22 protein-coding genes and 1 other RNA gene are annotated in these 25,174 nt (G+C 65.0%); 5 read left to right on the top strand and 18 right to left on the bottom strand.

What is annotated here, in order from left to right; all coding sequences use genetic code 11:
- Window positions 1-4: 4 nt before the first annotated feature.
- The 4 genes from B5G20_RS06405 to modA all read right to left on the bottom strand — a co-directional run bounded on the left by B5G20_RS06405 (window position 5) and on the right by modA (window position 4,096).
- Window positions 5-385, bottom strand: coding sequence for a RidA family protein (locus tag B5G20_RS06405; RefSeq protein WP_087355962.1), 381 nt, complete (start codon window positions 383-385; stop codon window positions 5-7).
- A gap of 107 nt (window positions 386-492) precedes the next feature.
- Window positions 493-1,563, bottom strand: a complete 1,071-nt coding sequence (locus B5G20_RS06400) for an ATP-binding cassette domain-containing protein (RefSeq protein ID WP_087355961.1) — start codon at window positions 1,561-1,563, stop codon at window positions 493-495.
- Window positions 1,563-3,068: a molybdate ABC transporter permease subunit gene (gene modB / locus B5G20_RS06395; protein WP_239286905.1), complete on the bottom strand. Its 1,506-nt coding sequence runs from the start codon at window positions 3,066-3,068 to the stop codon at window positions 1,563-1,565. Before modB ends, B5G20_RS06400 begins: the two co-directional genes overlap by 1 nt.
- Before the next feature lie 152 nt (window positions 3,069-3,220).
- Complete coding sequence (modA, locus tag B5G20_RS06390; protein ID WP_087355960.1) at window positions 3,221-4,096, bottom strand: molybdate ABC transporter substrate-binding protein; 876 nt, start codon at window positions 4,094-4,096, stop codon at window positions 3,221-3,223.
- 337 nt (window positions 4,097-4,433) lie between these two features.
- On the opposite strand from modA, the gene glp reads away from it, so the two are divergent.
- The 4 genes from glp to B5G20_RS06370 all read left to right on the top strand — a co-directional run bounded on the left by glp (window position 4,434) and on the right by B5G20_RS06370 (window position 10,329).
- Window positions 4,434-5,702: a gephyrin-like molybdotransferase Glp gene (glp, locus tag B5G20_RS06385; protein WP_087355959.1), complete on the top strand. Its 1,269-nt coding sequence runs from the start codon at window positions 4,434-4,436 to the stop codon at window positions 5,700-5,702.
- Entirely contained in the window at window positions 5,702-6,214 is a 513-nt protein-coding gene (locus tag B5G20_RS06380) for a MogA/MoaB family molybdenum cofactor biosynthesis protein (protein ID WP_239286904.1), read from the top strand. Before glp ends, B5G20_RS06380 begins: the two co-directional genes overlap by 1 nt.
- Window positions 6,215-6,787: 573 nt before the next feature.
- Window positions 6,788-9,427: a bifunctional acetaldehyde-CoA/alcohol dehydrogenase gene (adhE, locus tag B5G20_RS06375; RefSeq protein ID WP_087355958.1), complete on the top strand. Its 2,640-nt coding sequence runs from the start codon at window positions 6,788-6,790 to the stop codon at window positions 9,425-9,427.
- Between the two features lie 137 nt (window positions 9,428-9,564).
- The gene (locus B5G20_RS06370; protein ID WP_087355957.1) at window positions 9,565-10,329 is read left to right on the top strand and encodes an aminoglycoside phosphotransferase family protein; all 765 of its coding nucleotides are present in this window, start codon (window positions 9,565-9,567) and stop codon (window positions 10,327-10,329) included.
- Window positions 10,330-10,456: 127 nt separating this feature from the next.
- On the opposite strand, the gene B5G20_RS06365 is transcribed toward B5G20_RS06370, so the two are convergent.
- The 4 genes from B5G20_RS06365 to rnpB form a co-directional block, all read right to left on the bottom strand.
- Window positions 10,457-11,092: a YigZ family protein gene (locus tag B5G20_RS06365; protein ID WP_087355956.1), complete on the bottom strand. Its 636-nt coding sequence runs from the start codon at window positions 11,090-11,092 to the stop codon at window positions 10,457-10,459.
- Window positions 11,093-11,466: 374 nt separating this feature from the next.
- Window positions 11,467-12,090, bottom strand: coding sequence for a DUF47 family protein (locus B5G20_RS06360; RefSeq protein ID WP_087355955.1), 624 nt, complete (start codon window positions 12,088-12,090; stop codon window positions 11,467-11,469).
- Window positions 12,091-12,177: 87 nt separating this feature from the next.
- Window positions 12,178-13,230: an inorganic phosphate transporter gene (locus tag B5G20_RS06355; protein ID WP_087355954.1), complete on the bottom strand. Its 1,053-nt coding sequence runs from the start codon at window positions 13,228-13,230 to the stop codon at window positions 12,178-12,180.
- Between the two features lie 260 nt (window positions 13,231-13,490).
- An RNA gene (gene rnpB / locus B5G20_RS06350) (RNase P RNA component class A) lies at window positions 13,491-13,849 on the bottom strand.
- Between the two features lie 356 nt (window positions 13,850-14,205).
- Here rnpB and B5G20_RS06345 point away from each other — a divergent pair.
- Entirely contained in the window at window positions 14,206-14,742 is a 537-nt protein-coding gene (locus tag B5G20_RS06345) for a nitroreductase family protein (protein ID WP_087355953.1), read from the top strand.
- A gap of 225 nt (window positions 14,743-14,967) precedes the next feature.
- Here the strand turns inward: B5G20_RS06345 and B5G20_RS06340 are convergent, their stop codons facing one another.
- The 10 genes from B5G20_RS06340 to B5G20_RS06295 form a co-directional block, all read right to left on the bottom strand.
- Complete coding sequence (locus tag B5G20_RS06340; protein ID WP_087355952.1) at window positions 14,968-15,648, bottom strand: PspA/IM30 family protein; 681 nt, start codon at window positions 15,646-15,648, stop codon at window positions 14,968-14,970.
- Window positions 15,649-15,754: 106 nt separating this feature from the next.
- Window positions 15,755-16,567: a hypothetical protein gene (locus tag B5G20_RS10360; protein ID WP_158094409.1), complete on the bottom strand. Its 813-nt coding sequence runs from the start codon at window positions 16,565-16,567 to the stop codon at window positions 15,755-15,757.
- A gap of 866 nt (window positions 16,568-17,433) precedes the next feature.
- Window positions 17,434-18,105 carry a DivIVA domain-containing protein gene (locus tag B5G20_RS06330; RefSeq protein WP_087355951.1) on the bottom strand — a complete coding sequence of 224 codons (672 nt, stop codon included), beginning with the start codon at window positions 18,103-18,105 and terminating at the stop codon, window positions 17,434-17,436.
- A gap of 55 nt (window positions 18,106-18,160) precedes the next feature.
- On the bottom strand, window positions 18,161-18,424 hold the full coding sequence (locus tag B5G20_RS06325) for a YggT family protein (RefSeq protein ID WP_255376992.1): 264 nt from the start codon (window positions 18,422-18,424) through the stop codon (window positions 18,161-18,163).
- 15 nt (window positions 18,425-18,439) lie between these two features.
- Window positions 18,440-19,162, bottom strand: coding sequence for a cell division protein SepF (locus tag B5G20_RS06320; protein WP_087355949.1), 723 nt, complete (start codon window positions 19,160-19,162; stop codon window positions 18,440-18,442).
- 65 nt (window positions 19,163-19,227) lie between these two features.
- The gene (locus tag B5G20_RS06315) at window positions 19,228-20,061 is read right to left on the bottom strand and encodes a YggS family pyridoxal phosphate enzyme (protein WP_087355948.1); all 834 of its coding nucleotides are present in this window, start codon (window positions 20,059-20,061) and stop codon (window positions 19,228-19,230) included.
- A gap of 151 nt (window positions 20,062-20,212) precedes the next feature.
- Complete coding sequence (locus B5G20_RS06310) at window positions 20,213-21,079, bottom strand: PhoU domain-containing protein (protein ID WP_087355947.1); 867 nt, start codon at window positions 21,077-21,079, stop codon at window positions 20,213-20,215.
- Window positions 21,080-21,289: 210 nt separating this feature from the next.
- Window positions 21,290-22,075, bottom strand: coding sequence for a polyphenol oxidase family protein (locus tag B5G20_RS06305; RefSeq protein WP_087355946.1), 786 nt, complete (start codon window positions 22,073-22,075; stop codon window positions 21,290-21,292).
- Between the two features lie 434 nt (window positions 22,076-22,509).
- Window positions 22,510-23,649, bottom strand: a complete 1,140-nt coding sequence (gene ftsZ / locus B5G20_RS06300) for a cell division protein FtsZ (protein WP_087355945.1) — start codon at window positions 23,647-23,649, stop codon at window positions 22,510-22,512.
- A gap of 210 nt (window positions 23,650-23,859) precedes the next feature.
- Complete coding sequence (locus B5G20_RS06295) at window positions 23,860-25,053, bottom strand: FtsQ-type POTRA domain-containing protein (protein WP_087356036.1); 1,194 nt, start codon at window positions 25,051-25,053, stop codon at window positions 23,860-23,862.
- Window positions 25,054-25,174 lie beyond the last annotated feature (121 nt).

Raw genomic sequence — 25,174 nt, 5'->3', positions numbered from 1 at the left:
GCCCCTAGTCGCGAACGGCCGTCGCCTCGATCTCAACAAGCCCACCCTTGGGGAGCGCCGCCACGGCAAAGCAGCTGCGCGCCGGGTAGGGCTTGGCAAAGAAGGTCGCATACACCTCGTTGACCTTGGCGAAGTCGTCGATATTCGCAAGCAGCACGGTCGTCTTGACCACGTCGCCGTAGTCGAGCCCCTCGCTCTTGAGCAGAGCGCCGATGTTGCGCAGCGCTTGGGCCGCCTGGGCCTCAACACCTTCCACGAGGGCACCAGTGGCAGGGTCGAGTCCGAGCTGGCCCGAGAGGTAAACGGTCTCACCCGCGGAGATGCCGGCGGAGTACGCGCCCACCGCGGCGGGCGCCTGGTCGGAAACAACGGCGGTCTTGCTCATGAATCCTCCTCAACGTAAGCGGTCGTAACGCCCTTAGGATACCGCAGCCCGCCTCGCGGGGCCGCGCAGCCGAGCAAGCGGTGTGACGGGGGCCGCGGCCGCACTCGTTAGCGACTCACCAGATGGATGCGCCGCGCGTCAAAGTGCATCCGGAGCGTCTCGCCCTCGCGCGGCAGTGCATCCCGGTCGGCACCCACCAGGTTCACTTTCCACTGCAGGAGGTGCGGCGAGTCCGCCCGCGGGGGCTCAAGCAGCACCAGCCGCTCAAAACGCGCGTCGCTCACGCGCACCACGGTGAGGTCGTAGGTGTTGCGCCCGGGCGCACGACGGTTGTCACGATGGAAGTACGACGCGCGAACGCCCAGGTAGGCCACGTCGTTGGGCACCGGTGCCCCCACGTCGAAGGTCATCCCCCAATCGAGCGCCTCAACCACGGTCTCGCCCACCTTGCGCGCCGGCGAGGTGTTCTTGCACCCCGTGAGCCGGAGCGCCGCGAGCGTCTGCGGGCGGCGCATGAGCTCCTCGGGCGTCCCCGACTCGGCCACGCGCCCCTCGTGCACCACGCAGATGCGGTCGCACAGGCGGCAGGCCTCGTCGATATCGTGGCTCACATAGAGCACGGTCGAACCCACCACGTCAAAGAGGTCAAGGAGGTTCTGCTCAAGCGCGCTCTTGAGGTAGGCATCGAGCGCCGAGAACGGCTCGTCGAGCAGGTAGATGCCCGGACGCGCGGCCACCATGCGGGCGAGCGCCACCCGTTGCTGCTGCCCGCCCGAGAGCTGAGCGGGGTAGCGCTCGGCAAACCGCTCCATGCCAAAGATCGCGAGGTAGCGCTCCGCAAGCGCGCGGAGCTCGGGGGCGGGGCGAGCGCGGTCCATGCCGGCGCAGACGTTCTCGGCCACCGTGAGGTTGGGAAAGAGCTGGTAGCTCTGGTAGAGGAGGGCACACTTTCGCTTCTGGGGCGAGAGGTTTATGCGCCTCGCCGAATCAAAGAACGTAACGCCGTTAACCACGATCCTGCCCTCGTCAGGCGTCTCCACGCCGGCGATGCACCGGAGCGTGCAGCTCTTGCCGCACCCCGAGGCACCGAGCAGCGCTACGCGCTCCTCCCCCGCCTCGAGTTGCATGTCGAGCGTAAAGCCGGGATAGCGCTTGCGGATATCGAGCGAGAGCGACATCAGCGGCCTCCCTTCGGGTGCGCGGACGCATCGTCGGCGGCGTGGCGGCCCGCGCCCGAGCCCCCAGCCGGCTCGCCAAGCAGCTCGCGGAGCGCCTCACGGTCGATGCGCAGCACGTCTCCGCCTGCCTCGGCATCTTCATCCGCGCCGACGACGCCGCCTCGATCCCCCTCAGAGGCAACCACCCCCGGCGCCCGCCGCCGTGCCCGCCCCCGGGCAATGCCGCCGCGCATCCGATAGCGCTGCGAGCGCGCCGCGTAGAGGTTGATGAGGAGCACCACCGCAAAGCTGAGCGCGATCACCACGACGACCCAGAAGATCGCCACATCGGTGTTGCCGCTCATCCACTCAAAGTAGATGGCGATCGGAATCGTCTGCGTAACGCCCGCGTAGTTGCCGGCAAAAAAGAGCGTGCACCCAAACTCGCCCATTGCGCGCGCAAAGGCGAGCACGGTCCCCGCCGCAATGGACGGCCAGGCAAGGGGCATCATAAGCCTGCGGAAAATCCGGCCCTCGCTCCAGCCGAGCGTGCGAGCCGCATCGAGCATGGCGGCGTCGAGCGACTCGAAGGCGCCGAGCGCCGTGCGGTACATAAGCGGAAAGCTCACCACCACGGCCGAGATAACGGCGGCCTCCCAGGTAAAGACGAGCGACACCCCATGCTCGATGAGCCACCTGCCCACCGGCGTGGCCCGCCCAAAGAGCAGAAGCAACAGAAAACCGCAGACCGTGGGCGGCAACACCATGGGGATGGTAAAGACGGAGTCGAGGAGCCCCTTGAGGCGGCTCGAGGTGCCCATGGTCCGCCACGCGGCCAAGAGCCCGAGCACGAAGGTGATGGCGAGCGCGGTGAAGCTCGTCTTGAGCGAGACCCAAAGGGGGCTCAGGTCAACATGGGAGATAGAGGAGAGAAACCGGTCGAACGGACCAGGCTCCACAGCGGGCGCCACGTCCTCGGCCGAGACGAGCGTACCGCCGTCGCACCACCCGGCGCCCTCGCCCAGATCGAGCCCCATGGCCTCGGCCGCCTCGGTGGGCGCGGCGCCCGCGGCAAGGCCGGCGGGCTGCACCGCGCAATAGGCGCGCCCCCCGGCCTCGATGAAAAAGATATAGGTGTAGGCGCCCACGCTAACGCTCGGGTCGCTCGTTACCACGAGGCTTTTGCTGCCGGCCTCGTCAGACATGCGCCCGCCGCCATGCGAGGCCTCATCGTCGAGCGTAGCAACAAGTTCAAAAACCGCCTGCGCACTGGCGGGGTCCGCAAGGTCGAGCTCTAGGGATTCCGCCGCCTCGGGCGCCACGTACACAAGCAGATGCTCCGGGGTGTTCAGGGCAACGAGGTTGGCGCCCGCGGGCAGGGGGAAGCGATAGCCCACGTCCTCGCCCGCAACCGGGCGCGCGGCACCGCGCTGATAGCGTGTAAAGCCGATCACGCCCAAGCCGGAGTCCGCATCGAGGGCGCTCCCCTCCTCTGCCCCCGACTCAACCTCCGCCCACGCAGGCATGGGCGCCAAGCAAGCAGCCGCGCCCGCGCATACCAGCGCGAGCGCGAGCAATACACACGCAAGGCCGCGGGCCCAGCGATACATGGCGGTCGGTACGGCGTTAATCATCATGGCTGGATACGGCACATGCTTCTTCGGTAGCTAGAGCCGCGCTAAGCGAGCTCAAAGCCGTACTCGGCCCACACGCCGAGTGCATCCTCGTTGGTCATGCAGAAGTCGAGGAACTCCTCGGCCGCCTTTGCCTGCTTTGAGGAGGCCGCAACTGCACCCGGATAGACGATCGGCTGGTGCGACTCCGCCGGACAGGTATAGGCGATCTCGATACCGTCGTAGCGATAGACGTCCGAGGAGTACACAAAGCCGATGGTGCAGTCGCCTGTGGCGACATACTGCGCTGCGGTTCCGACCTTGTCCGCCTCAACCACGCGATCGGCGATCGAAGAGGCGTACTTGCCGTCTTCGCCCTCGACGTTGCTATAGAGCCCCGCGCTCGCAAGCGCCTGGTTGGCGTACTTGCCGGCGGGCACGGCGCCCGGCTCGCCGATGGCGATGTTGCCCTCGACGGAGGCCACGTCCTCGAGCGAATCCACCTTTACGTCGCTGCCCATCGCACGGACGATCACCAGCTCATTGGTAAACATATCCTTGCGCGTATCGTCATCGATGAGCCCGTCCTCGGCGGCATCGTCCATAGTGCCCGCGGAAGCGGTGATGAGGATGTCCACCGGAGCGCCGCCGCGCATCTGCTCCACCAAGTCGCCGGAGCCCTTGTACTGCGTGTCGGCAAACGTCACGCCGGTCTGCTCGGTGTAGAGCGACTCAACATCGGGCAGGGCCTTCTCGAGCGAGTTGGCGGCAAAAATCTGGAGATTCACAACGTCATCGGCGGTCGCGTCACCCTTAACAGGCATAGAGCCGGTCGCCGACGTGTCTGAATCGGTCTGCGAACTGCAACCCGCTAGGGCGGCAGCCGCGGCAACACCTCCGAGGGCCACGAACTTCCGGCGAGAGCAGGTTGCGCGCGACATGATTACTCCTTTCTCTGCGAATGCGCGGGGCAACGTATGCCGCCCCTCCTCCGCTTCGCAACGAGAGTGCTGTTCTATATTATACTCACTTGAGAATAATTCAATCTTGGCGAGCCCGGTTCGCCTCTTGACGAAGGGGCGCTAGCTCGTCCGGCACGGCGCCCCAATCGGTTGTTACTATCAGAGGGGGTCGGCTGTATTCGGCCAAACCCCCGCGAGATTCCGCCTCGGGGCGCTGCGTCCGCACAGCCCAGCGCGGGCTCGCCGAGCAGCAATCGAACCGGCGCATCCCGGGCCCGCCGCCAGGGCAGCCCCGGCCACGTGAGAAAGGAACGCGATGTCTGAGCAGATGATCTCGGTCGAAAAAGCGCGCGCCATCGTGCTCGAGCACATACACCCCATGCCCGAGGAGCACCTCGAGGCATGGCGGGCCGTGGGCCTGCCGCTCGCAGCCGACGCCACCACCGACATCGACCTCTCCCCCTTTGCCAACAGCGCCATGGACGGCTATGCGGTACGCACGGCCGATCTGGCGGACGCCTCGGACGCACGCCCCGTCACCCTCAAGGTCACGGGCCACGAGGCGGCGGGCCACGTCTTTACCGGCGAGGTGAGCCCTGGCGAGGCGGTGCGCATCATGACGGGCGCCCCGGTACCCGCTGGTGCCGACGCCGTGGTGAAGTACGAGATCGTTGAGGTCACCGGTGGCGACGGCTCGGGCAACGAGGGTGCCCTCGCGACCTTCCGGGCGCCGGCGAAACCGGGCGAAAACATCCGCGAGGCGGGCCTCGAAGCGCATGCGGGCGACGTTATCATGCATGCCGGCGAGGTGGTGACCGCAGCGGGTGCGGGGCTCCTCACTTCGGCAGGCGTGGCGGAGGTCGCCGTGCGCCGGGCCCCGCGGGTGGGAATCCTCTCGGTGGGAACCGAGCTCGTCCCGCCCACGGAGCAGCCCCAGCGAGGGCAGATCCGCGACGCCAACGGACCGGCCCTTATGGCCGCCGCGCTCGACGCGGACGCGGAGCCGCGATTCTTCGGCATCGTGGCGGATGACGAGGATGCCATTGCCCAAGCGGTGCTCGAAATGGTCGAGAGCTGCGACTTTGTGGTAACGAGCGGCGGCGCCTCCGCCGGCGACTACGACTACATCGAGGCCCTGGTGCAGCGCGAGGGCGAGGTGCTCTTCGACCGCATCTCCATGCGCCCCGGAAAGGCCATCACCTTTGGGCTCGTGCGCGGCGTGCCCTTCCTCGGGCTCTCGGGCAACCCGGCTGCCGCTTGTGTGGGCTTTGAGATGCTCGCGCGCCCGGCCATCCGCGCCATGCGCGGCCACACCCTGCTCGAGCGGCCGCTCGAGCGCGCCCGTGTGACCCACAACGTGCGCAAACGGCAGGAGCGGCGCTTCTACGACCGGGCCCGCGTGGCGCGCGACCCCGAGACGGGCGAGGCCACCGTCACCGAGGAGCGCTCGCAGAACTCCGCCCTGCTCGGCACGCTCCATCGCGCCAACTGCCTGCTCATGGTCCCGGAGGGCCTGCAGGGCTACACGGCGGGCGACGAGGCCACGTGCGTGCGCATCGACCTCCCCGAAGGGGCTGAACTCTAATGGCGGCGGAGATGAAGCAGGCCCACATGCACGCAGAGGGGCCGGCGGTCAAGCTCGCCATCGTCACATGCTCGGACACGCGCGACCTCGCCTCGGACGAGGCGGGCGCGGCCTTGGAGAAGCTCGTCGCCCATGCCGGCTGGGTTTGTACGGGCCATGTGGTCGTACGCGACGACCGAGCCCAGATCGCCGAGGCGATCCGCGCCGCCGCCGATGAGGGGGCCGATATCGTCATCACCTGCGGCGGCACGGGCCTTTCGCCCCGTGACGTAACACCCGAGGCAACCGCCGACGTCTGCCCGCGCGACGTGCCCGGCATCGCCGAGGCCATGCGCGCCTACTCCCTCACCAAGACGCGCCGCGCCATGCTCTCGCGCGCCCGCTGCATGCAGCGCGGGCACACCCTCGTTGTGAACTTTCCCGGTTCGACCAAGGCCGCGCGCGAGTGCTGGGAGGCCGTGGCCGACCAGTTCGGCCACGCCGTCAAGATGATGGCCGGCGGCGGGCACTGAGATCGCCCGAACGGTTTTCCACCGATATGACGCGCCGCCTGCCCGATACCTTTTACCGGCACAACGGCGCACCAGCCTGACTCCTCCCGACAGCATACCGTCGATCCAGTCTGACCCATTCTGCCTCAAGGCCCGCCGGCGCCGGCCTGGCTTCTCACCAAGGTGTCGTTGGTTGGCCGACCCTTTCCGCCAGCACAACGTCGCCTGCCTAAATCCTTCTACCAACAATGTCCGATCCCTTCTACTAGAACGAATCAGTCAATTGAAGGGTTGCACTTGACCAATTCGTTCTAATAGAAGGAATTACCACCGGCCGGCGGTGACGCTTCGACCGACCCCTTTTCCGGCGAACCGGCAAGTCCGTTCGTCCGCGCGTCAGGCAATGTTTCCGCCCTCCCATCCACCCGGGTATCCGCTGTCAAATTCGCCGCCAATCCCCCTCATTCAAAATTGAAACGCTCCAAATAAATGAAACGTTTTAATGTACCGTTTACCAGAATCTTGCCATTCACCGAGTTCTTACTTGCTAAAATCAAGGCCGTAGGGTAAATCACCAGTCACGAGGAGAGACACATGGTGAAAAAACCAACAGCCGCGCCTGAGGTCATCGATTCCGTCGACGCCCTCGAGGCCAAGCTCGCGCACATGCGTGAGGCCCAGAAGGTCTTCGCCACCTACACGCAGGAGCAGGTCGACAAGATCTTCTACGAGGCCGCCATGGCTGCCAACAAGCAGCGCATCCCGCTCGCCAAGCTCGCGGTCGAGGACACCGGCCGTGGCGTCGTGGAGGACAAGGTCATCAAGAACCACTACGCCGCCGAGTACATCTACAACGCCTACAAGAACACCAAGACCTGCGGCGTCGTCGAGCGCGATGAGGCCTATGGCATCACCAAGGTTGCCGAGCCGATCGGCATCGTGGGCGCTGTGATCCCCACCACCAACCCCACCTCGACGGCCATCTTCAAGTGCCTCATCTGCCTGAAGACCCGCAACGCCATCATCATCTCCCCGCACCCCGCCGCGGCCAAGTGCACCATCGCCGCCGCCAAGGTCGTGCTCGACGCCGCCGTCAAGGCCGGCGCCCCCGAGGGCATCATCGGCTGGATCGATCAGCCCTCCCTCGAGCTCACCAACAAGCTCATGAGCGACGTTGACATCATCCTCGCCACCGGTGGCCCCGGCATGGTGAAGGCCGCCTACTCCTCCGGCAAGCCCGCCCTCGGCGTCGGCGCCGGCAACACCCCCGTCGTCATCGACGACACGGCTGACATCAAGCTCGCCGTCAACTCCATCATCCACTCCAAGACCTTCGACAACGGCATGATCTGCGCGAGCGAGCAGTCCGTGACCGCGCTCGACTCGATCTACGACGAGGTCAAGGCCGAGTTCCAGTACCGCGGCTGCTATTTTGTCAAGAAGGGCAAGGAGCTCGAGGCCCTGCGCGAGGCCATGTTCAAGAACGGCGCCCTCGATCACCGCATCCCCGGTATGCCCGCTCCCCAGATCGCCGAGCTTGCCGGTATCAAGGTTCCGGCCAAGACCAAGATCCTGATCGTCGAGTGCACCTCCACCGATCCGCTCAAGGAGGAGTTCTCCCACGAGAAGCTCTCGCCGGTGCTCGCCATGTACCACGCGAAGGACTTCCAGGAGGCTGTCGACAAGGCCGAGCACCTCGTGCTCGCCGGCGGCCCGGGCCACACCGCCTCGCTCTACGTGCACCCTGCCGAGCGCGAGAAGATCGCCCTCTTCGAGGAGACCATGAAGGCCTGCCGCATCGTCATCAACACCCCGTCCAGCCAGGGCGGCATCGGTGACCTCTACAACTTTGCCATGGCGCCGTCCCTCACGCTGGGCTGCGGCTCCTGGGGTGGCAACTCCGTCTCCGAGAACGTTGGGGTGAAGCACTTGCTGAACATCAAGACCGTGGCGGAGCGCCGCGAGAACATGCTGTGGTTCCGCGCTCCCGAGAAGATCTACTTCAAGAAGGGCTGCACGCCCGTCGCCATCGAGGAGCTCGGCCGCGTCATGGGCAAGAAGCGCGCCTTCATCGTGACCGACCAGTTCCTCTACAAGAACGGCAACTGCCGTGCCATCGAGGACAAGCTCGACGAGCTGGGCATCGCGCACGACGCGTTCTACGACATCCAGCCCGATCCGCGCCTGCAGGACGCCGAGAAGGGCGTCGAGCGCATGCGCCTGTTTGAACCCGACCTCATCATCGCCGTCGGCGGCGGCTCCGCGATGGACGCCGGCAAGATCATGTGGCTCATGTACGAGCACCCCGAGGCGAACTTCGAGGATATGGCCATGGACTTCATGGACATCCGCAAGCGCGTCTACACCTTCCCCGAGATGGGCAAGAAGGCCTACTTCGTCGCCGTGCCGACCTCTTCGGGCACTGGCTCCGAGGTGACGCCGTTCGCCATCATCACCGACGCCGAGACCGGCATCAAGTGGCCGATCACCGACTACCAGCTCATGCCGAACATGGCCATCGTCGACGTCGACAACGCCATGACCGCGCCCAAGGGACTCACCTGCGCCTCGGGCATCGACGTCATGACCCACGCCATCGAGTCCTACGTCTCCATCATGAGCTCCGACTACACGCGCGGCCTCTCCATGCGCGCCGCTAAGCTCGTCTTTGAGAACCTGCCCGCGGCCTACGAGAAGGGCGCCAGCGACCCGCACGCCCGCGAAGAGATGCACAACGCCTCCTGCCTCGCCGGCATGGCCTTTGCCAACGCCTTCCTCGGCCTCAACCACTCCATGGCCCACAAGCTCGGTGCCTACCATCACCTGCCCCACGGCCTGGCCAACGCCGTCATCCTGACGCGCGTCATGCGCTACAACGCCGCCGAGAAGCCCGTCAAGATGGGCACCTTCTCGCAGTATCAGTATCCGCACGCGCTCCACGACTACGCTGAGCTCGGCCGTTACTGCGGCTGCACCGGCGCCGACGATCGCGAGGTCTTTGAGAACTTCATCACCAAGCTCGAGGAGCTCATGGACACCATCGGCATCAAGAAGACCATCGCCGACTACGGTGTGGACGAGAAGTACTTCCTCGAGACGCTCGACGAGATGTCCGAGAACGCGTTCAACGACCAGTGCACGGGCGCCAACCCGCGCTACCCGCTCATGAGCGAGATCAAGGAGCTTTACCTCGACGCGTACTACGGCCGCGAGCCGCAGTCCTACGAGGCGTAAGGCGCACGGAGCTCGGTACCCGTTCGTTTACCTAGCACAGAGCGCCGTTCGCCGCCAACGCGGACGGCGCTTTTTGCGACGGGGTACCATTACGTCAGGTCGCAATCCTGATTTCTGATTGAAAGGACGGTTACGTCATGATGCTTCCCGATTCCAAGGTCGAGCTCGTCCACCGTGGCAACAAGGTCGTCTACGACCTCGGTGACAAGATCGCCAAGGTCTTTAACGAGACCAAGCCCGTCTCCGACGTCTTTAACGAGGCCCTTAACCTCGCCCGCATCAACGAGACCGGCATCCCGAGCCCCAAGGCGCTCGAGGTCACGCAGCTCGATGACGGCGGCTGGGCGCTCATCACGAGCAAGGTTCCCGGCGTCACCCTCGCCGAGAAGATGGACGCCGAGCCCCAGCGCTTTGGCGAGTACCTGGAGCAGTTTGTCGATCTGCAGATCAAGATCAACAGCTACACCTGCACCCAGCTCAACCGTCAGTTTGACAAGTACACCCGCATGATCAACTCCCTCGAGCAGATCAACGCGACCACCCGCTATAACCTGCTCGAGCGTCTGAACGGCCTCAAGAGCAAGGGCTATGTCTGCCACGGCGACTTTAACCCCACCAACGTCATCGTGGGTGACGACGGCGAGTTCTACGTCTGCGACTGGGCACACGCCACCCAGGGCTCCCCTGCCGCCGACGCCGCAATGACCTACCTGCTCTTTGCCCTGCACTCCAAGGAGCAGGCCGACGCCTACCTCGAGCTCTACTGCGAGCGCGCCGACATGCCGATGCAGGTCGTCCGCCAGTGGATGAGCATCGTCGCCGCCTCCGAGCTCGCGCGCGGTCGCAAGGTCGACGAGGAGTTCCTCCTGAGCTGGATCGATGTCGTCGATTACCAGGGCTAATAACTCCCAAGCTCGGATGTAAGCCCGAGATGCAGCGGACCCCGCACACGCGTGCGGGGTCCGTTTTTGTTTGAGTATGCTGACTGGATGATACGATGCGAACGAGACGGAACAGGCAGCGGCCCTTCTAGAACTCCGCGAACCTAGGCTCGCCCACACTCGGCTCAAGCGTATTGGCAAAGCGCTCAGTTAGCAGATCGAGAAACGGGCGCTCCTCTCCCGCTTTATATACGAGGCTGAGCGCCACCGCATCGGTATAGGCGGTATCCGCGATCTTGCCACCCGTGCGCTCCACCAGATCGCGCACCTGGTCGTAGCGGGCGTAGGGCACCGTGAGCAAAACGGGCAGCACGCTCGTCATCTCTACCACCTGGCCGTCGCGCTCCGCCGCAGCGATGGCCGCCTGCGCAGCCGCGGTATAGGCCCGCACGAGCCCGCCGGGACCGAGAAGCGTCCCGCCAAAGTATCGAGTGGTCACACAGCAGACATCGCGCAACCCCGCCCCGCGGAGCACCTCAAGCGTGGGAAGACCGCTCGTACGCTGCGGCTCGCCATCGTCACTCGCGCGCTCCGTACCGTTTGCGAGAATCCACGCAGGGACGTTATGCCGCGCATCAAAGTGCCGCGCCCTCACCGCAGCCTGGTGCGCCGCAGCCTCCTCCTCAGAAGAGACATGCACGAGCTGCGCAATAAAGCGGCTACGGCGATCCTCAAACTCCCCAACCGCCTCAACGCCCTCACGCAGCGTAAGATAGCTCTCCACGGTACCCTCCCTATACGCATCCCACCGGTCGCCGGTCGGGGTCTCCTGTTAGGGCTCAGCGGCCTGCGGCCTCGCTTCGCGATTCACCCTAACAGGAGACCCCGACCGGCGACCTGCCGCATGAGTGATTCGACACGATAACAAACATGTGCAATACCGCAGCCTATTATGAGTTGGAACGTCAACTCGTTACAAGGGCACCCGTGGACAAAATGCCGATGGGCGCCTGCGGCGGGAGCCCCACCTTCGTCCTACGCGAGTTCCGCATGAGCCGGAGGCGCCAGTGGCGCCTCCGCGCGAGTCAGGACTGTCCGAAGCGTAGGATGAAGGTGGGGCTCCCGCCGCAGGCGCCCATCGCTGCATGCGAAACGCCGCTACGAGTTCTTCATTACGATGCTGCTCACCGTGTCGGCTACGTGCTCGCAGCTGTCGACGCAGTACTCCAGGAAGGTGTAGACCTCGTGCCAGCTAAAGACCGTCAGCGGATCGGTGCAGGTGGTGTGCAGGCGGCGCATGGCGCGGATGTAGGCGTGGTCGGCCTCCTCCTCGAGGGAGTTGATGGCGATCACGTGCTCGCGCAGGGTCTTGGAGCGCTTGAACTGCGGAAGCTCCTCGAGGAGCGCGGCCATCTCGGTGCAGGCGCGCACGATCATCTCGGAAAGCTCGAGCGCATCATCGCGAATCTCGGTGATGTTGTCAAAGTAGAGGCGGTGCAGCACGCCCTCGATGCGGTCGGTCACCGTATCGAGATTCTCACTCAGCAAGGCGATATCCTCGCGCTCGATCGGGGTCACAAAGGCGGTGACGAGGGCGTCGTTGATCTCGTGCTTCTTCTCGTCGGCCGCCTGCTCGATGGCGTGCATCTTGTCCACCGCGGCCTTGAACTCCTCCACGTTATAGGAGCTCATGACCTCGTGCAGAAGCTCGGCCGCCTTGCACGAGAGCGCAGCGTGCTCGCGGAACGAGTCGTAGTAAAACGCGTCATTCTTTCTTGCCATGGCAGATTGCCTCCCAATCGCTGATCGCAACCTTGCGAAGACGCGGCCGCGCCGCGCCGATCCGTCCAACCTAAAGAGATAACTCGCCTAGAACACCATGAGGAAGATCTTGGCCATCACAAAGCTGATGAGGCCGCACCCCGGGAAGGTGAAGATCCAGGTGAGCACCATATCGCGCACCACGGTAAAGTTGATGGCCGAGAGGCGCTTGACCGCGCCGACGCCCATGATGGCGCTCGTTTTGGTGTGCGTGGTGGAGACGGGGATTCCGAAGACCGTGGAGAGCAGGATGCAGATGGCGCCCGCGAGGTCGGCCGAGAAGCCCTGGTACTTCTCGAGCTTGACCATGTCCATACCCACCGACTTGATGATCTTCTCGCCGCCGACGCTCGTACCGATGCCCATCACCGTGGAACAGAGAATCATGAGCCACACGGGGATGACCGCGCCGGAGACATCGGGCTGGCCGTTGCAGAAGGCCACGCCGAGCAGCAGCACGCCGATGAACTTCTGGCCGTCCTGCGCGCCGTGCATGAAGCTCATGGCCGCCGCACCAAAAATCTGCGCACCCGTAAAGAAGCCGTTGGCGCGCCGCCGGTCGATGTTACGGCACAAGATGGTCAGCCCCTTGCAGATGCCCCAGCCGAGGGCGAAACCGATCGCCAAGCTCAGCACGAGGCCGTAGATGACCTTGACCCACTCCTCGCCGTTCACGCCGTCGAGGCCGCCCTGCGTGGCGAGCGCGGCACCGGTAAGGCCGGCAATGAGCGAGTGGCTCTCGCTCGTGGGAATGCCAAAGATCGAGGCGCCCACGCTGTAAACCACGATGGAGAAGAGGGCCGCGCAGAGCGCCACGAGGGCCATCTGCGTATCGGTGCCGAAGTCGACCATGTTGGAGATGGTTGAGGCCACCGAGGCGTTGATGTGCGTCATGATGAGCACGCCCATGAAGTTGAAGATGGCGCTCATGATGATCGCCGGACGGGCGTTCATGCAGCGCGTGGTAACGCAGGTTGCGATGGCGTTGGGCGCGTCGGTCCACCCGTTGACGAAGATGACACCGAGCGTGAGCAACACGGTGATGGCGAGGATGGGGTTTGCCACCACCTCTTGCAGGAACAGCCCTAGCGAAACGTCCACGTATGCTCTTTTCCCTCACGTGATGCGCCGAGGCGCACTGTTTCACAAAACCGCAAACATTTTAACGGTTCTTAACGTGATTCTGATGTTGAGCTGACAATTTGTCGCTCCCCGGCACGCGGCGCCGGCAGGCGGCAGCGCTCTGACCTGCCCGTTCTATAGAGGGGGTTTATGAGCTTACGAAGCCTTTACATTTACCTTACGTACATCTGACGCCTTGAGCGGAATCAAAACACCCTGCCGCGGGCGGCGGAGGCAAGATATGAAGCGGGCCGATAAGCCGGGTTCTGTCGCGGACGGTCATTTATCTTGGCCGACGCGTTGCCGCGCGGCTCTTCGCACGCTACCCGAGCGCGGACCGGGCCGGCCCATCGCGCTCCTATTCGCGCTTGCTCCGCATGGGGTTTACCCAGCCGCCACGTCGCCGCGGCGCTGGTGGTCTCTTACACCACCGTTTCAGCTTTTCCCTTTACGCTTGTGCGCAGGTGGGAGTCTTCTTTTCTGCGGCACTTTCCGTCGGGTCGCCCCGCCTGGCCGTTAGCCAGCATGCTGCCCTGTGGAGCCCGGACTTTCCTCACGAGAGCGCAAAGCGTCCTCGCGCGACCGTCTGGCCCGCTTCGGAGGGAGATTGTAGCACAGTCGGGCCCGCATCGGCTGATGTCGGGAGCCCCTGCCGCCCACAGGGCAGTTCGGCGCCTGCGGCTCGCTTCGCGACTCACTGCCCAGTGGGCGGCAGGGGCTCCCGGCATCAGCCTTGTCTCCCACGCTTCAATAGGGGTGGAAGGATACTGCGCGGGCTACAGGCAGGTAGAGCCTCGCGGGTTCGAACTATGGCTTGTCCGCACTGAGGGGATGCATGGGTTTCTGGGCTCGTTGAGTTGGCTGAACGACGCTTCCTCATACGCGTTGTTCCTGTCACGAGTTTTTATGGGCGGTACAATGCGGTGAGAATGTCCTTCAACTTGGGAGGAACCTATGTCTTTTGCTGATCTTACGCTTGCTCGGTATTCGTGCCGTTCTTATGAGTCGCGCGCCGTTGAACCTGAGGTGCTTGCTGCGGTGGTCGAGGCGGGACGTGTCGCTCCGTCCGCCCATAACAACCACCCTACCCGCATCGTGGTCTGTGACACGCCCGAGCTGCGCGAGAAGGCGGCGCGTGCGGCGCACCACTTTGCTAAAGACGGCAGCGTCTTTGGGGCACCGGTGGTTATCCTTGCCTGCGCCCGCACTGAAGACGCGTGGATGCGAAGGGGCGACGGCATGAGCGCCGCCCTCATCGACTCCTCGATCGTGGTCGACCAGATGATGATGCAGGCCTGCGAGCTTGGCCTCGGCACCTGCTGGGTCTGCATGTTCGACCCCGACATCGCCCGCGCCGAATTTGGCCTCCCCGAGGGTACAGACCCCATCTCGATGCTCACCCTAGGCTACCCAGCCGACACGATCGCCGACCCCATCAAGCGAGAAGCAAGGCGCATCCCCCTAGAGGAGTTCACCAGCATCAACGCCTAAGCCCGAAGAGCGGGTCAGGGACCGCGCACCCAAGCCGACCCCACCCCCAACGTTCGAGTTGCAACCTTAGCCCTTCCCCCAACGTTGGAGCGAAGCGACAACGTACCAGCAACCCGGGGAGGGCGGGTCCCCGTGAGGTGAGCGCGCAGCGAGCCGAAGGCGCCGAACCTCATGGGGACCCGCCCTCCCCGGGCGATCAGGTCAGTCAACTTATCAAGCGAAGAGCTACAACCCCATCTCCCGCTTCATCGCCTCAAGCTCCTCATCCACCGCGGCCGTCGAGCCGGCCTCAGCGTACTTGCGCTCCAGCGCAGCCGCCGCATCCTCGGGCGTGGCATTGAGCTCGCTCATGGCGTTGGAGCGGTCGAGCATCTCGTCCGCCCGTGCCTCCATGCGGTCAAAGGCGCTCATGGCGGCAGCGGCACCATCACCGGCTGAGCTCACCTTGTTGACCTTGTCCTGCGTCTTGGCAACGGCGACCTTGGCCTTGATGGCCTCACGCCGACCACGCAGCGTCTCGATATCGCTCACAAGCTTGTCGTGCAGGTCGCGCATCCTCTGGGCGTTTGTCGAGGCAGCCTCGGCAGCCGTGCCCAGGCTCTCGCCCTTAGCCTCAAGCTGCTGCTTCTTGGCAAGGAAGGTGCGGGCATCGTCCTCGTTGCCGGCTTGCAGCGCCCGACGCGCAAGACCCGCGTACTTCTCGATCTCTTTGTTGTTCTCGGCCACGGCGCGCGCCGTGCGGGCCTCCTCGGCCATCACCCCAGCGGTCTCATGCTTAACCTCCGCGAGCGACTCGGTAAGGTCGCGCAGATACTGATCGACCATCTTGGCGGGGTCCTCCGCGCGGTCGAGCAAGTCGTTGACGTTGGCCTTGATGATGTCTGCAAAACGGTCGAGCACTCCCATTTGGGCTCCCCTCACATCGGGTCCGGGCATCGCCCGGGCGCGCAGGCCGGTCCCCGCGCGCGATATAGCCACTCTTGTACCCCGTCAGCCCGCTGCGCAAGCGCCGCTACTGCTCTGAGGAGGACGAGCGGTACTTCTCCTCCAGATCGTCGAGCTTAGCGTCACCAAACGTCTCGAGCGGGGTGTTGAGCATCTCCTCCAAGTGCTCCTGCTCGCGGCGGCGGACCTCCGCGCGGCGGCGCACCACAACGACCACGATCACGGCCACCACAACCACCGCCCCGGCGATCGCCACATAAACGATGGGCGAGGTGGTGACCGACATGATGCGGTCGGCGGTGCTCGAAAACGCCTTGGAGAAGATCTCTTCCTCGCTTAGCGAGAGGTCTTGGTAATACCGGTCGAGATAATCGGCAAGAACACCGACCGCCTCGCTATCCATAACGGACTTTGCCTGCGACCCAGCCGTATAGCCGCAGTTGAAGGAGCCGTTGCCGTCGTCACAGAAAACGAGCAGAAAATGCCCCTCGTCGGTAAAGAGTGTGTCATAGAGCTCTTCGGCCCGCTTGGTAAGCTCTGAGGTAGATGTTGTGGTGCCATTCGGCAGGATGTAGATGTAGGGCTGGACGCCGGTCTTCTCCTGAAAAGCGCGAAGTCCCTGCTCGAGCGTCGAGGGGCTGCGGATCCAGTCGCCACTCTCGTCGGTGTAGTAGGCCGTCTCGTTGACTGCACTGGCGGACAGTGGCTCGCGCGTATGGGTGGATGCCGTGACATCTCCGCCCGAGAACATCGAGCACGAGCGCCCCGGTGCCATGACCATAAAAAGCAGCAAGCAGGCAATCACCACCACGATGCCGATGAGACAGCCGCGCGCAGCTCCGTTGTTGCGCTCGGGGTCGCCGCACGATGTGGGCGGCATCGGTCCGGCTGCGGCGGCACGACGGGCAGATGAGCCCCTGCCGATGCCCCAGCCGGCGAGGAAGGGCCAAAAACCGCCTCCCCCGCCGTAATAGACCCTGCGCGGGGGTCGCGGCGGACGAAAGCCGCCCCACGGCGCTCCCCCGCCGCCGAACCCACGGGAGCCAAAACTTCTTCCGCCGCCTCCGCGCCTGCCGGAGAATCCGCCAGAGCTTCGGCCTCCGCCGCCAAAGCCGCCTCCGCCTCGGGAGCCGCCACCGCCGCCTGCCGATCTGCCCATCGAAAACCCCTTTCAGCGAACCCGCGCCCGCGTGTTGCCCGATGGAGCCATTATGCCCCATCGGGCGGACACAATGCGCACCGTCCCAGGGTCAGCCTTACGCCACCGGCGCTGCCTTGGCAGGCCCCGAGGGTCCGCCTTGCGCCGCAGCTTCTCACTCAAAAGGCCGCTAGGCGCCGTTTTGCCGTTTACAAGGACGAACCGCATTTGCAGAAATGCCGTTTGCCCTTTTATCGGCCGTTTTCAGCCCGTATTTTGCACAAACCATGGGCGAACGACAAAACGGGCGGTCAAGGCGCTGCGACGAGAAGCAGAGGCAGGTGAAGTGCGATATCGCGGGCTGCGACAGCACAGAAGGGCTGCCGTGCCTCAAAGCGATAACACCCTGAGCGCCGAGACGCGGACCGCCCGGGTGCGGAGACATGGGCAGAAGCAGCTGAGAATCACAGCAGCGCGGAAGGGACGAGGCGTATCCCCAACGCCCATGCGGCGCAAAAAAAGAGGCCGGGGCGCAAACCCCAGCCTCGTAGACCAAATCTATGACGTGCGAGCCGCAAACGACCTCGCGGTCAGCATGCTCCAGACGGTTAGTCCAGGTCGTCCATGCCAAAGTTGTCGAGCGGAGCAAACGGATCGGCAACCGGAGCGGGCTCAGGCGCGGGCGCCGGAGCAGGCGCAGGGGCAGGTGCCGCAGCGGGCAGCGGAGTGGCGGCAGCGGAACCCACGGGCGCGGAGGACAGCAGGTCGGACGGGAAGGAGTTCTGCGCATCGTCCATGAAGTGCTGGATGAGCTTGAGGTACTCGCTCTTGAACTCCTCGCGAGAGGCCTTGAGGCGGTCGATCTCGGCAAGCTCGTTCTGCTTCTCCTGGAGCGCCTGACGAATGACATCGCGCGCCTTGGCGTCGGCCTCGTTGCAGATGCGCTCGGCGTTCTGCTGCGCCTCGGCCACGATCTGATCGGCCGTCTGCTGAGCGGCGATGAGCGCGGCAGAGATCTGGCGCTCGGTGGCGGAGTAATCGGCCTGAGGAGCGGGCGCAGGCGCCGGAGCGGGCGCGGGCTGCGCAGCAAGCTGAGCCTGGGCGTCGGCGAGCTCGTGCTCAGTCGCGGTCAGGCGGTTCTTAAGGTCGACGATCTTGGAGAGCATCGCGTCGACCTCGGAGGCAAGCTGCTCGAGGAAGACGTCGACCTCGGCGGGATCGTACCCGCGCTTGGCCTCGGAGAAGGTCTGCGCTTGGATGTCTTGGGGTGTGATAGCCATGCGAAAACTCCTTTTTCTTCGCGCCCGCACGGGCTCGCGGACGCCCAGGCTTCGTCTAGACCAGTATACCTATTACCAGTCGCGCCACGACGTTCAACGCAAGAACTGCAATAACCGGCGAGAAGTCGATCCCGCCCATAGGCGGGATGAAGCGCCGGAAGATGCCGAGGAACGGCTCGCAGAGCGAGCGCAGCACCATCGCGATGTCGTAGACAATCCCACCCTCGCGCAGGGGAAACCACGTGAGGATGATGTAGACGAGAAGCAGCATCTCGTAGAAGTTAACGAGCGTGCTGACGAGCTGTGCGAGTTGATAAATGGTAATCAGCTCCTGTTACTTGAGGTATCCGTCGGCCCGGAGCTTGGCGAGGTCGGACTCGGTGACCTCGCAGCCCTGGGGCAGCACCACAAAGACGCGGTCGCCCACCTCACGCACCGAGGCGCCCAGACCGCAGGCAAAGCCGTAGCTAAAATCGAGCACGCGCTTGGCAACCTCGGTGCGCACGCCTACAAAGATGAGGGCGACAGGCTGCTTGGTGCGCACGCGGCGCACGACGGTCTCCACATCGTCGTAGCTCTCGGGACGCAGCACGTAGATGGGCAGCTGCGGAGTGGCGTTTAAGATGGCGGCCGCATGGCTCTCGGCGGCAGATGCAGCCGGGCTTGGAGCCGCGGCGGCACGAGCGGCACTCGTGGCGGCGTAGCTCGAGGGAGTGTCGTACGCGCCGGGACGATAGGCGTCCTGCGAGCGAGCGGGCGGGTTGTAGGTGGTGGCGTGGCGGTCGGCGTCGCCCACGAGCTGACCGGAGCGGGTATAGACCGCTACCGACTCGGCCTCGCCACGGCGGGTCTGACCGAGCACGCCGCTCGTCTCGGGCTGGTGCTGCGGGGTGTAGCTCTGGCCATAGCCCGCATCCTGCGTGCCGTAGTCGTCATCGTAGCCATCGCCATCGTAGTAGCCGTCATCGTATCCGTCATCGGCATATCCGTCCTGCCCGTAGCCAGCCTGCTGCTGACCAAAGGGAAGGCGGCTCTTGATATCGTCTAAGAATCCCACGTCACTCAACCCCTCCGTATGGAGCGTTTGGCACACACGCTTTACCCAACAGATGTGCTATCAGCCTATTCTAGCTCAAAGGCGGGGTTGAAAACCACCCTGCCCAGCCTGACGAGCGTCGACCCCTCCTCAAGCGCCGCCTCAAAGTCCTCGCTCATGCCGCACGAGAGCTCCGCGAGGTCGAGCGCAGGATGCGCCGCGGCGAGCTCGTCGCGCAGCTCGCGCAGGCCCGCGAAGGTTTGGTGCACGATGCGGTTATCCCCCCGTGGAGCCATCGTCATAAGCCCCCTGATGCGGATTCCATCAAGACCCTGCAACTCGTCGATCGCCGCGCGGAGCTCCTCCGGGGCGAAGCCCGATTTGGACGCCTCGCCCGATACATTGACCTCGAGCAGCACGTCCTGCGGAGCGGCAAGCCCGCCGTCGGCGATGCGCCGCGCCGCCCGCTCGGAGATGGCGCGCGCCAGATGAAGCGAGCTCACGGAGTGGATGAGCGCGGCGCGGCCGAGGACGCTGTTGATCTTGTTCTTCTGGAGATTCCCGATCATGTCGAGGCGGACAGACGCCTGCTCGGCATCGGTCTCCCCCGTCAAGGCATCCGGAGTCGCAGGCGCCGCCTCAGACGACGCGGTGAGCCCGTTTACCGGTACGCCAGCCGCAGACAGGCCCTCGAGCTTACGGTTGAGCTCCTGAGGGCGGTTCTCGCCAAAGAGACGGTAGCCCACTTCTATGGCCGCAAGCACCTCGTCGACCCCAACGGTCTTGGACACGGCCATAAGCTGCGCTGATCCGCGCGGGCGCCCGGAACGCGCGAGGGCGGCGTCAAAGCGCGTGAGAATCTCGCCGCGGCGACGACGGAGCTCCTCGCGATATGCCTGAATATCGAAGCACGTGGTCATGGATGCACCCTCTTCCTCGATGGGGACAACGCCCCGCCCCATACTAGCGCAGGGCGCGGCCCCCAGCCGGGAGCCGCGCCCATATCACGCAAGGTTTACGAAGTGCACCGCATACCGTCCGCTTCACACGCGCAGGCTGCGGTCCGCGCTACTAAGCGAGGCCGTCCTCTTCCTCCTCGTCGTCCTCGTCCTCGTCGACGGGGTTCTCGATGAGCTCGCGCAGCTCGGGCGTGACCTCGTCGAGCGGGATCTCGGCCACGCTCTGGGCATCGATGGCAGGGCGCAGAATCACGCCCTCGCCCGAGGGAACGCGCAGGGCCTCGAGGTCGTCCTCGTCAAAGCCTGCGATGTCACCGGAGTTGAGGCGCTGCCCCGTGAGGAGGAAGGCGATGCGGCCCGCAGCGTCGATGGCATACTGCGCGCAGCGGTCGAGGTAGCGCGACACCATGATCACGCGGCGCAGGTCATCGTAGGAGCGGTCGTCGGTGAGCTCGACCGTGACCATGCGGTTGTAGGCGCGGAAGAACTCCTCGTAGATGCCGTGCGCCGACTCCTCCTGGTCGCTCAGCGTGCAGAGGAGACCGAGGTCGTTCGTCACGAGGACGGAGGCGGCGGTGCCCATGACCTTGTAGACGCTCGAGGCCTCCTGCTTCACGAGCTCGATGAGCTCGGCGGGCAGCTCGATCTCGGACGAGACGCGCAGCTTTGCCGCACGCGCGACGCGGCGCACCTTATCGCACATGCGCTGCAGGCAGAAGTCAGTGTAGATGATGGTCTGGAGCAGGCGGAAGTCTGAGGCGACAGGGCCCTGCGTGGCGATGAGGTTGTAGCAGACGGCCTCGAGGTTGGCGCAGCGCGCATCGATCTGGAGGGTCCGCTTCTTGGTCTTGCTCGCGAGCTTCTTGTCGCCCGTCACAAACGCGTGCACGGCGTCGTGAAGCGTAAGGTCGATGGCCTCGTAGATGGCGAGCATCTCGTGGCGCGCCTCGACGAGCTGGCGGGAGAACAGTTTGCGCATAGCTAGACTCCAATCGGTGCCGGGCGCTCAAGCGCCCCGGAATAGTCGCATCGTTAGTCTAGAGGGCGGGTGTCAGGGTTTTGTAAGCGCGCTGTCACGGTAAGGCTGCGCTGGGCAATGCGGCGGGCAGTGGCGCCCACGCGGTGCAGGGCCCGCCAGGGCGCGTTTGGTGCGATAGCGGCGCGTCGCGAGGGCAGACGCGGGCGGCGCCTACCGCATGATGGCGACCGCACCGTGACGGCCACAGCGCCCGTTCTCCGCCCGGTAGGAGAAGAACCGGTCGTTCTCGCGCACGGTGGAGAGGTCGGGGTCGCAGACGTTTTCCGCGGAAACCCCCGCCTCGCCCAAGGCGGCGCGGATGCAGGCGGCGAGGTCGAGCAGGCGCGACGGCCCAAGCGCGACCACACCCGGGAAGCGCTCGGCGAAGCGCTCGATGAGCTCGGTCGACACCTCGTACTCCGCTCCCGTGATGTGCGGGCCGATATAGGCGCGGATTTCGCGCGGCGCCGCACCGGTCTCTTGGGCGAGCACGCGCGCGGCCTTGGCCGCGATGCCCGCGATCGTGCCCTTCCAGCCGGAGTGCACCACGGCAAAGCCGCGCTCGCAGGTAAGCAGCACCGGCACGCAGTCGGCAAAGCAGAGGAGTACGGGCACACCGGGCAAGGTGCAGACGACGGCGTCCGCTCCGTCGGCCACCTCGGCCCGCACGGCGTCGAGGGCCTCTTCGTCTGGAGAGCGGACCACAGCCACATGGTCACCATGGACCTGATTGGGCACGATGAGGTGGCAGAGCGCATCTTCGCAGCCTAGAGCCTCGAGTACGAGGCGACGGTTCTCCCCCACTGCCGCGGGGTCGTCCCCCACGTGCGTCCCAAGGTTCAACGAGGAGAAGGGCGGATGAGAAACCCCGCCCGTCCGCTCCGTAAAGGCAAAAGCAACCGGCCCCTCAGACGACCCGACGAGTGTCACGCCGTTCTTATACGTACGCCGCTCCATCTGCGCTCCTCTCCACAACGGTTAGGCAACGTTATACCCGGCGTTGCTGAGACACAACCCAAGCGGCACCGGCATCAGCCAGTGAGCCCCATACATGCGCGGCAACCGCATTTCCGGCTAGAGCCCGCACGGCCAAGGGTAGCCTCAGAGGGACAGCTACTCGACCTCCTTAGATGGAGCCCGCTATAGCGAGAACGCCACAGTTCACGTAGGTATCTAACGCTATAGGTAGAGCCCACCACAGCAAGCGTGCCACCCCCGCACAAGCATTTATCCCCGTAGGTCGGACCCACAACAGCGAGCGGGCCCCAGGCACGCCAGGTTGCCGTGAACTAAGAGGGAGCACGCCTTACGGCGGCGACCCACGAGTGAACGGCAAGATGACGTGCCTGAGGCCCGCGCAGCGTCGAGGTTTGCGCTTCTAGCACAAACCCTTAAAAGTTACCGCGCTTGAGAAAGTCCGGGAGCTCAAACTGGTCGTTACCAAAGTTGTGGACCTCCTGGCCGCCGATGGTGCGGCTCGCGGGAGCGCTCGTGGAGGAGCTGGTGCCGCGCGAGGAGCTCGACGAATCGCTCGACTTGGGCGCCGCGGCAAAGAGCTCGTCCTGACGGCTGACGTTGGAATCGGAGAAGCCGGTGGCGATGACGGTGATGCGCACCTGATCGCCCAGGGATTCGTCCACCACGGTACCGAAGATGATGTTGGCCTCGGGGTCGACGGCGTTGGCAACGAGGTCGGCCGCGTCGTTGATCTCCTGGATGCCGAGGTCCTTGGAGCCGGCGATAGAGAGCAGCACGCGGGTCGCGCCGTCGATGGAGCTCTCGAGCAGCGGGCTCGAGATGGCCTGCTGGGCAGCGTCGACCGAACGGTTGTCGCCAGAGGCGGTGCCGATGCCCATCATGGCGGTACCGGCCTGCTTCATGATGGTCTTTACGTCGGCGAAGTCGAGGTTGATGACGCCCGGGACCGTGATGAGGTCGGTGATGCCCTGGGTGCCCTGCGAGAGCACGCCGTCGGCGTTGGAGAAGGCCTCGAGCATGGTGGTCTTCTTGTCGGCGATGTCGAGCAGCTTGTCGTTGGGGATGACGATCATGGTGTCGACGCACTGCGAGAGCGTGGCGATGCCCTCCTCGGCCGACTTCTTGCGCTTGCGACCCTCAAAGGTGAAGGGCTTGGTGACCACGGCGACGGTGAGCGCACCGATGTCGTTCATGGCGATATCGGCCACGATGGGTGCCGCGCCGGTACCGGTGCCGCCGCCCTCGCCCGCGGTGATGAACACCATGTCAGCGCCCGCGAGCGCCTCCTTGATGTCGTCACGGCTCTCGTCGGCTGCCTTGCGGCCGATCTCGGGGTTGGCGCCGGCGCCGAGGCCACGGGTGATCTCGGTGCCGATGTGGACCTTGATGTCGGCATCAGAGATCGCCAGCGCCTGCGCGTCGGTGTTGATGGCTACGAACTCGACGCCGCGGATGCCCTCCTCGATCATGCGGTTGACGGCGTTGGTGCCGCCGCCGCCGACGCCGACCACCTTGATGACGGCAAGATAGTTGTTGATCTCGTTCTCGTGCATGTGGTCCTCCGATGCCGGTTGCCGGATGGCTGCCGAAGCTCTGTATGCCGAAGCCCGTACCTTAACCTTCAAGTTTACATTAAAGTGCGAGGTAAACCCGCTTATCTTTGCACAAATCGGCAGGATGCGTCAAATGACGAGCGCCGAATTGTGTAATTGTCAGACAAAGCGCAGGTAATGCCCTCAACCGTTCACCGAATCGCGTCTCCGCTAAGCGGCAGGGGCGCTCCGGAAGGAGTAGCTGTCGGGCACGCGCACGTTGATGTAGGTCACGCCCTCCTGCTGCTCGAGCAGGCGCGTGACGACCCGCTCCTTGGTCTCGATATCGGTGGGCTCGCCGAGGGCGACCTCGATACCGGAGGTAAGGTAGGCGGTAATCGCATCGACCGAGGGCAGCGAGAGGCTCTGAATCTGCTGCTTGAAGGCGTCAGAGAAACCGTTGGCGTATTTGAGGCCGGCAAGGACCACGTCGGAGGTGACCTCCTGACCCGTGGAGGGCTCGATATCGGCCGGTACGTCAGTAAAGAGGAGCGCTCCCGAGGAACGGGCGAGGGCGCGAGCGGCATCGGTGCCCGTGAGCTGCTGGGCAGCCGTTGCAGCGGCGGGATCCTGGCCGAGCTCGGTGCCGTCTCCGCCCTCGGTGGCGGCCGTATCGGCGCCGTCAGCCCCAGAGGTGCCGGAGCCCGTTGCGGTATCTATGACATTGCCCTCGGCGTCCACCTGCACCGAGAGCGAGACGGGCGCGATCCAGCAGCCGTCGTCCCCCACCGCCCAGGCGATGTCGTCGGCCGTGATGTAGACGATGGCCGAGACGGCGCGCTCCTTCGGCACGATGCGCAGGGTGTTGGGCCATTCGCGCTCCACCGACACGCCGCTCACCCAGGGATTCTCCTCGAGCGAGGAAGCGATGGCGGCGGTGTCGACGTTGAGGAGGGTCGTACCGTCAGGCACGGAGATGAGGCGCTTGACGGTCTCGGCCGATACGTGCTCGCTCCCCTCGACGACGATGTTCGTGGCGGCAAAGATCGGCGAGTTGGCAACCACCACGCCCGCCACGCCGAGCACCACGGCCGCGGCGATGGCGATGGCGAGAGCGCGCGCGGAGGCGATATGTCCGATAAGCCGACCGATGGTGGCAAAGACGCCGCCCACCGCGCCGAGCACCCGCGCAACCGGGCCCGCACCGCGCTCGGAGCGTGCGGTACGCGGCTGGGCGGCAACAGACGTCACCGAGGTGGCCGAGAAGGGGCGCGGGGAGGTCTTCTTACGGACGGCGACCGCCTTCTGCTTGGTGGGCTTCTGCTTCGTTGGTTTCTGCTTGGCGGGCTTCTGCGTGGTGGGCGCCTGCGCGAGGGGCTTTTTCTGAGCGGGCTTCTGCGCAAGCGGACGGCGCGCGGCAGACATGCCCGCAGGGGTCCCCAGGCGCTTGGGGGCGCCGGACCGCACGCTCCCCTGCCCCGCAGCGCGCGGACGTGGGACCGCCGAGGAACGAGGCTGCCGCAGCGAACCCGCAGAGGGCTTGCCC

It is taken from the genome of Collinsella sp. An7 (genome assembly GCF_002159335.1).
Taxonomy (GTDB): domain Bacteria; phylum Actinomycetota; class Coriobacteriia; order Coriobacteriales; family Coriobacteriaceae; genus Coprousia.
The sequence above is the reverse complement of the archived record's forward strand: the minus strand, read 5'-3'. Positions and strand labels throughout refer to the sequence as shown.

What these genes read in the sequence shown, in the direction of transcription:
- B5G20_RS06405 (WP_087355962.1), bottom strand. Translation starts at nt 385, where the DNA reads ATGAGCAAGACCGCCGTTGTTTCCGACCAGGCGCCCGCCGCGGTGGGC.
- modB (WP_239286905.1), bottom strand. Translation starts at nt 3,068, where the DNA reads ATGCCTGCGTGGGCGGAGGTTGAGTCGGGGGCAGAGGAGGGGAGCGCC.
- B5G20_RS06400 (WP_087355961.1), bottom strand. Translation starts at nt 1,563, where the DNA reads ATGTCGCTCTCGCTCGATATCCGCAAGCGCTATCCCGGCTTTACGCTC.
- B5G20_RS06330 (WP_087355951.1), bottom strand. Translation starts at nt 18,105, where the DNA reads ATGGCTATCACACCCCAAGACATCCAAGCGCAGACCTTCTCCGAGGCC.
- B5G20_RS06295 (WP_087356036.1), bottom strand. Translation starts at nt 25,053, where the DNA reads ATGTCTGCCGCGCGCCGTCCGCTTGCGCAGAAGCCCGCTCAGAAAAAG.
- B5G20_RS06380 (WP_239286904.1), top strand. Translation starts at nt 5,702, where the DNA reads ATGGCGGCGGAGATGAAGCAGGCCCACATGCACGCAGAGGGGCCGGCG.
- B5G20_RS06340 (WP_087355952.1), bottom strand. Translation starts at nt 15,648, where the DNA reads ATGGGAGTGCTCGACCGTTTTGCAGACATCATCAAGGCCAACGTCAAC.
- B5G20_RS06315 (WP_087355948.1), bottom strand. Translation starts at nt 20,061, where the DNA reads ATGACCACGTGCTTCGATATTCAGGCATATCGCGAGGAGCTCCGTCGT.
- B5G20_RS06310 (WP_087355947.1), bottom strand. Translation starts at nt 21,079, where the DNA reads ATGCGCAAACTGTTCTCCCGCCAGCTCGTCGAGGCGCGCCACGAGATG.
- B5G20_RS10360 (WP_158094409.1), bottom strand. Translation starts at nt 16,567, where the DNA reads ATGCCGCCCACATCGTGCGGCGACCCCGAGCGCAACAACGGAGCTGCG.
- B5G20_RS06345 (WP_087355953.1), top strand. Translation starts at nt 14,206, where the DNA reads ATGTCTTTTGCTGATCTTACGCTTGCTCGGTATTCGTGCCGTTCTTAT.
- glp (WP_087355959.1), top strand. Translation starts at nt 4,434, where the DNA reads ATGTCTGAGCAGATGATCTCGGTCGAAAAAGCGCGCGCCATCGTGCTC.
- adhE (WP_087355958.1), top strand. Translation starts at nt 6,788, where the DNA reads ATGGTGAAAAAACCAACAGCCGCGCCTGAGGTCATCGATTCCGTCGAC.
- B5G20_RS06370 (WP_087355957.1), top strand. Translation starts at nt 9,565, where the DNA reads ATGATGCTTCCCGATTCCAAGGTCGAGCTCGTCCACCGTGGCAACAAG.
- B5G20_RS06305 (WP_087355946.1), bottom strand. Translation starts at nt 22,075, where the DNA reads ATGGAGCGGCGTACGTATAAGAACGGCGTGACACTCGTCGGGTCGTCT.
- modA (WP_087355960.1), bottom strand. Translation starts at nt 4,096, where the DNA reads ATGTCGCGCGCAACCTGCTCTCGCCGGAAGTTCGTGGCCCTCGGAGGT.
- ftsZ (WP_087355945.1), bottom strand. Translation starts at nt 23,649, where the DNA reads ATGCACGAGAACGAGATCAACAACTATCTTGCCGTCATCAAGGTGGTC.
- B5G20_RS06360 (WP_087355955.1), bottom strand. Translation starts at nt 12,090, where the DNA reads ATGGCAAGAAAGAATGACGCGTTTTACTACGACTCGTTCCGCGAGCAC.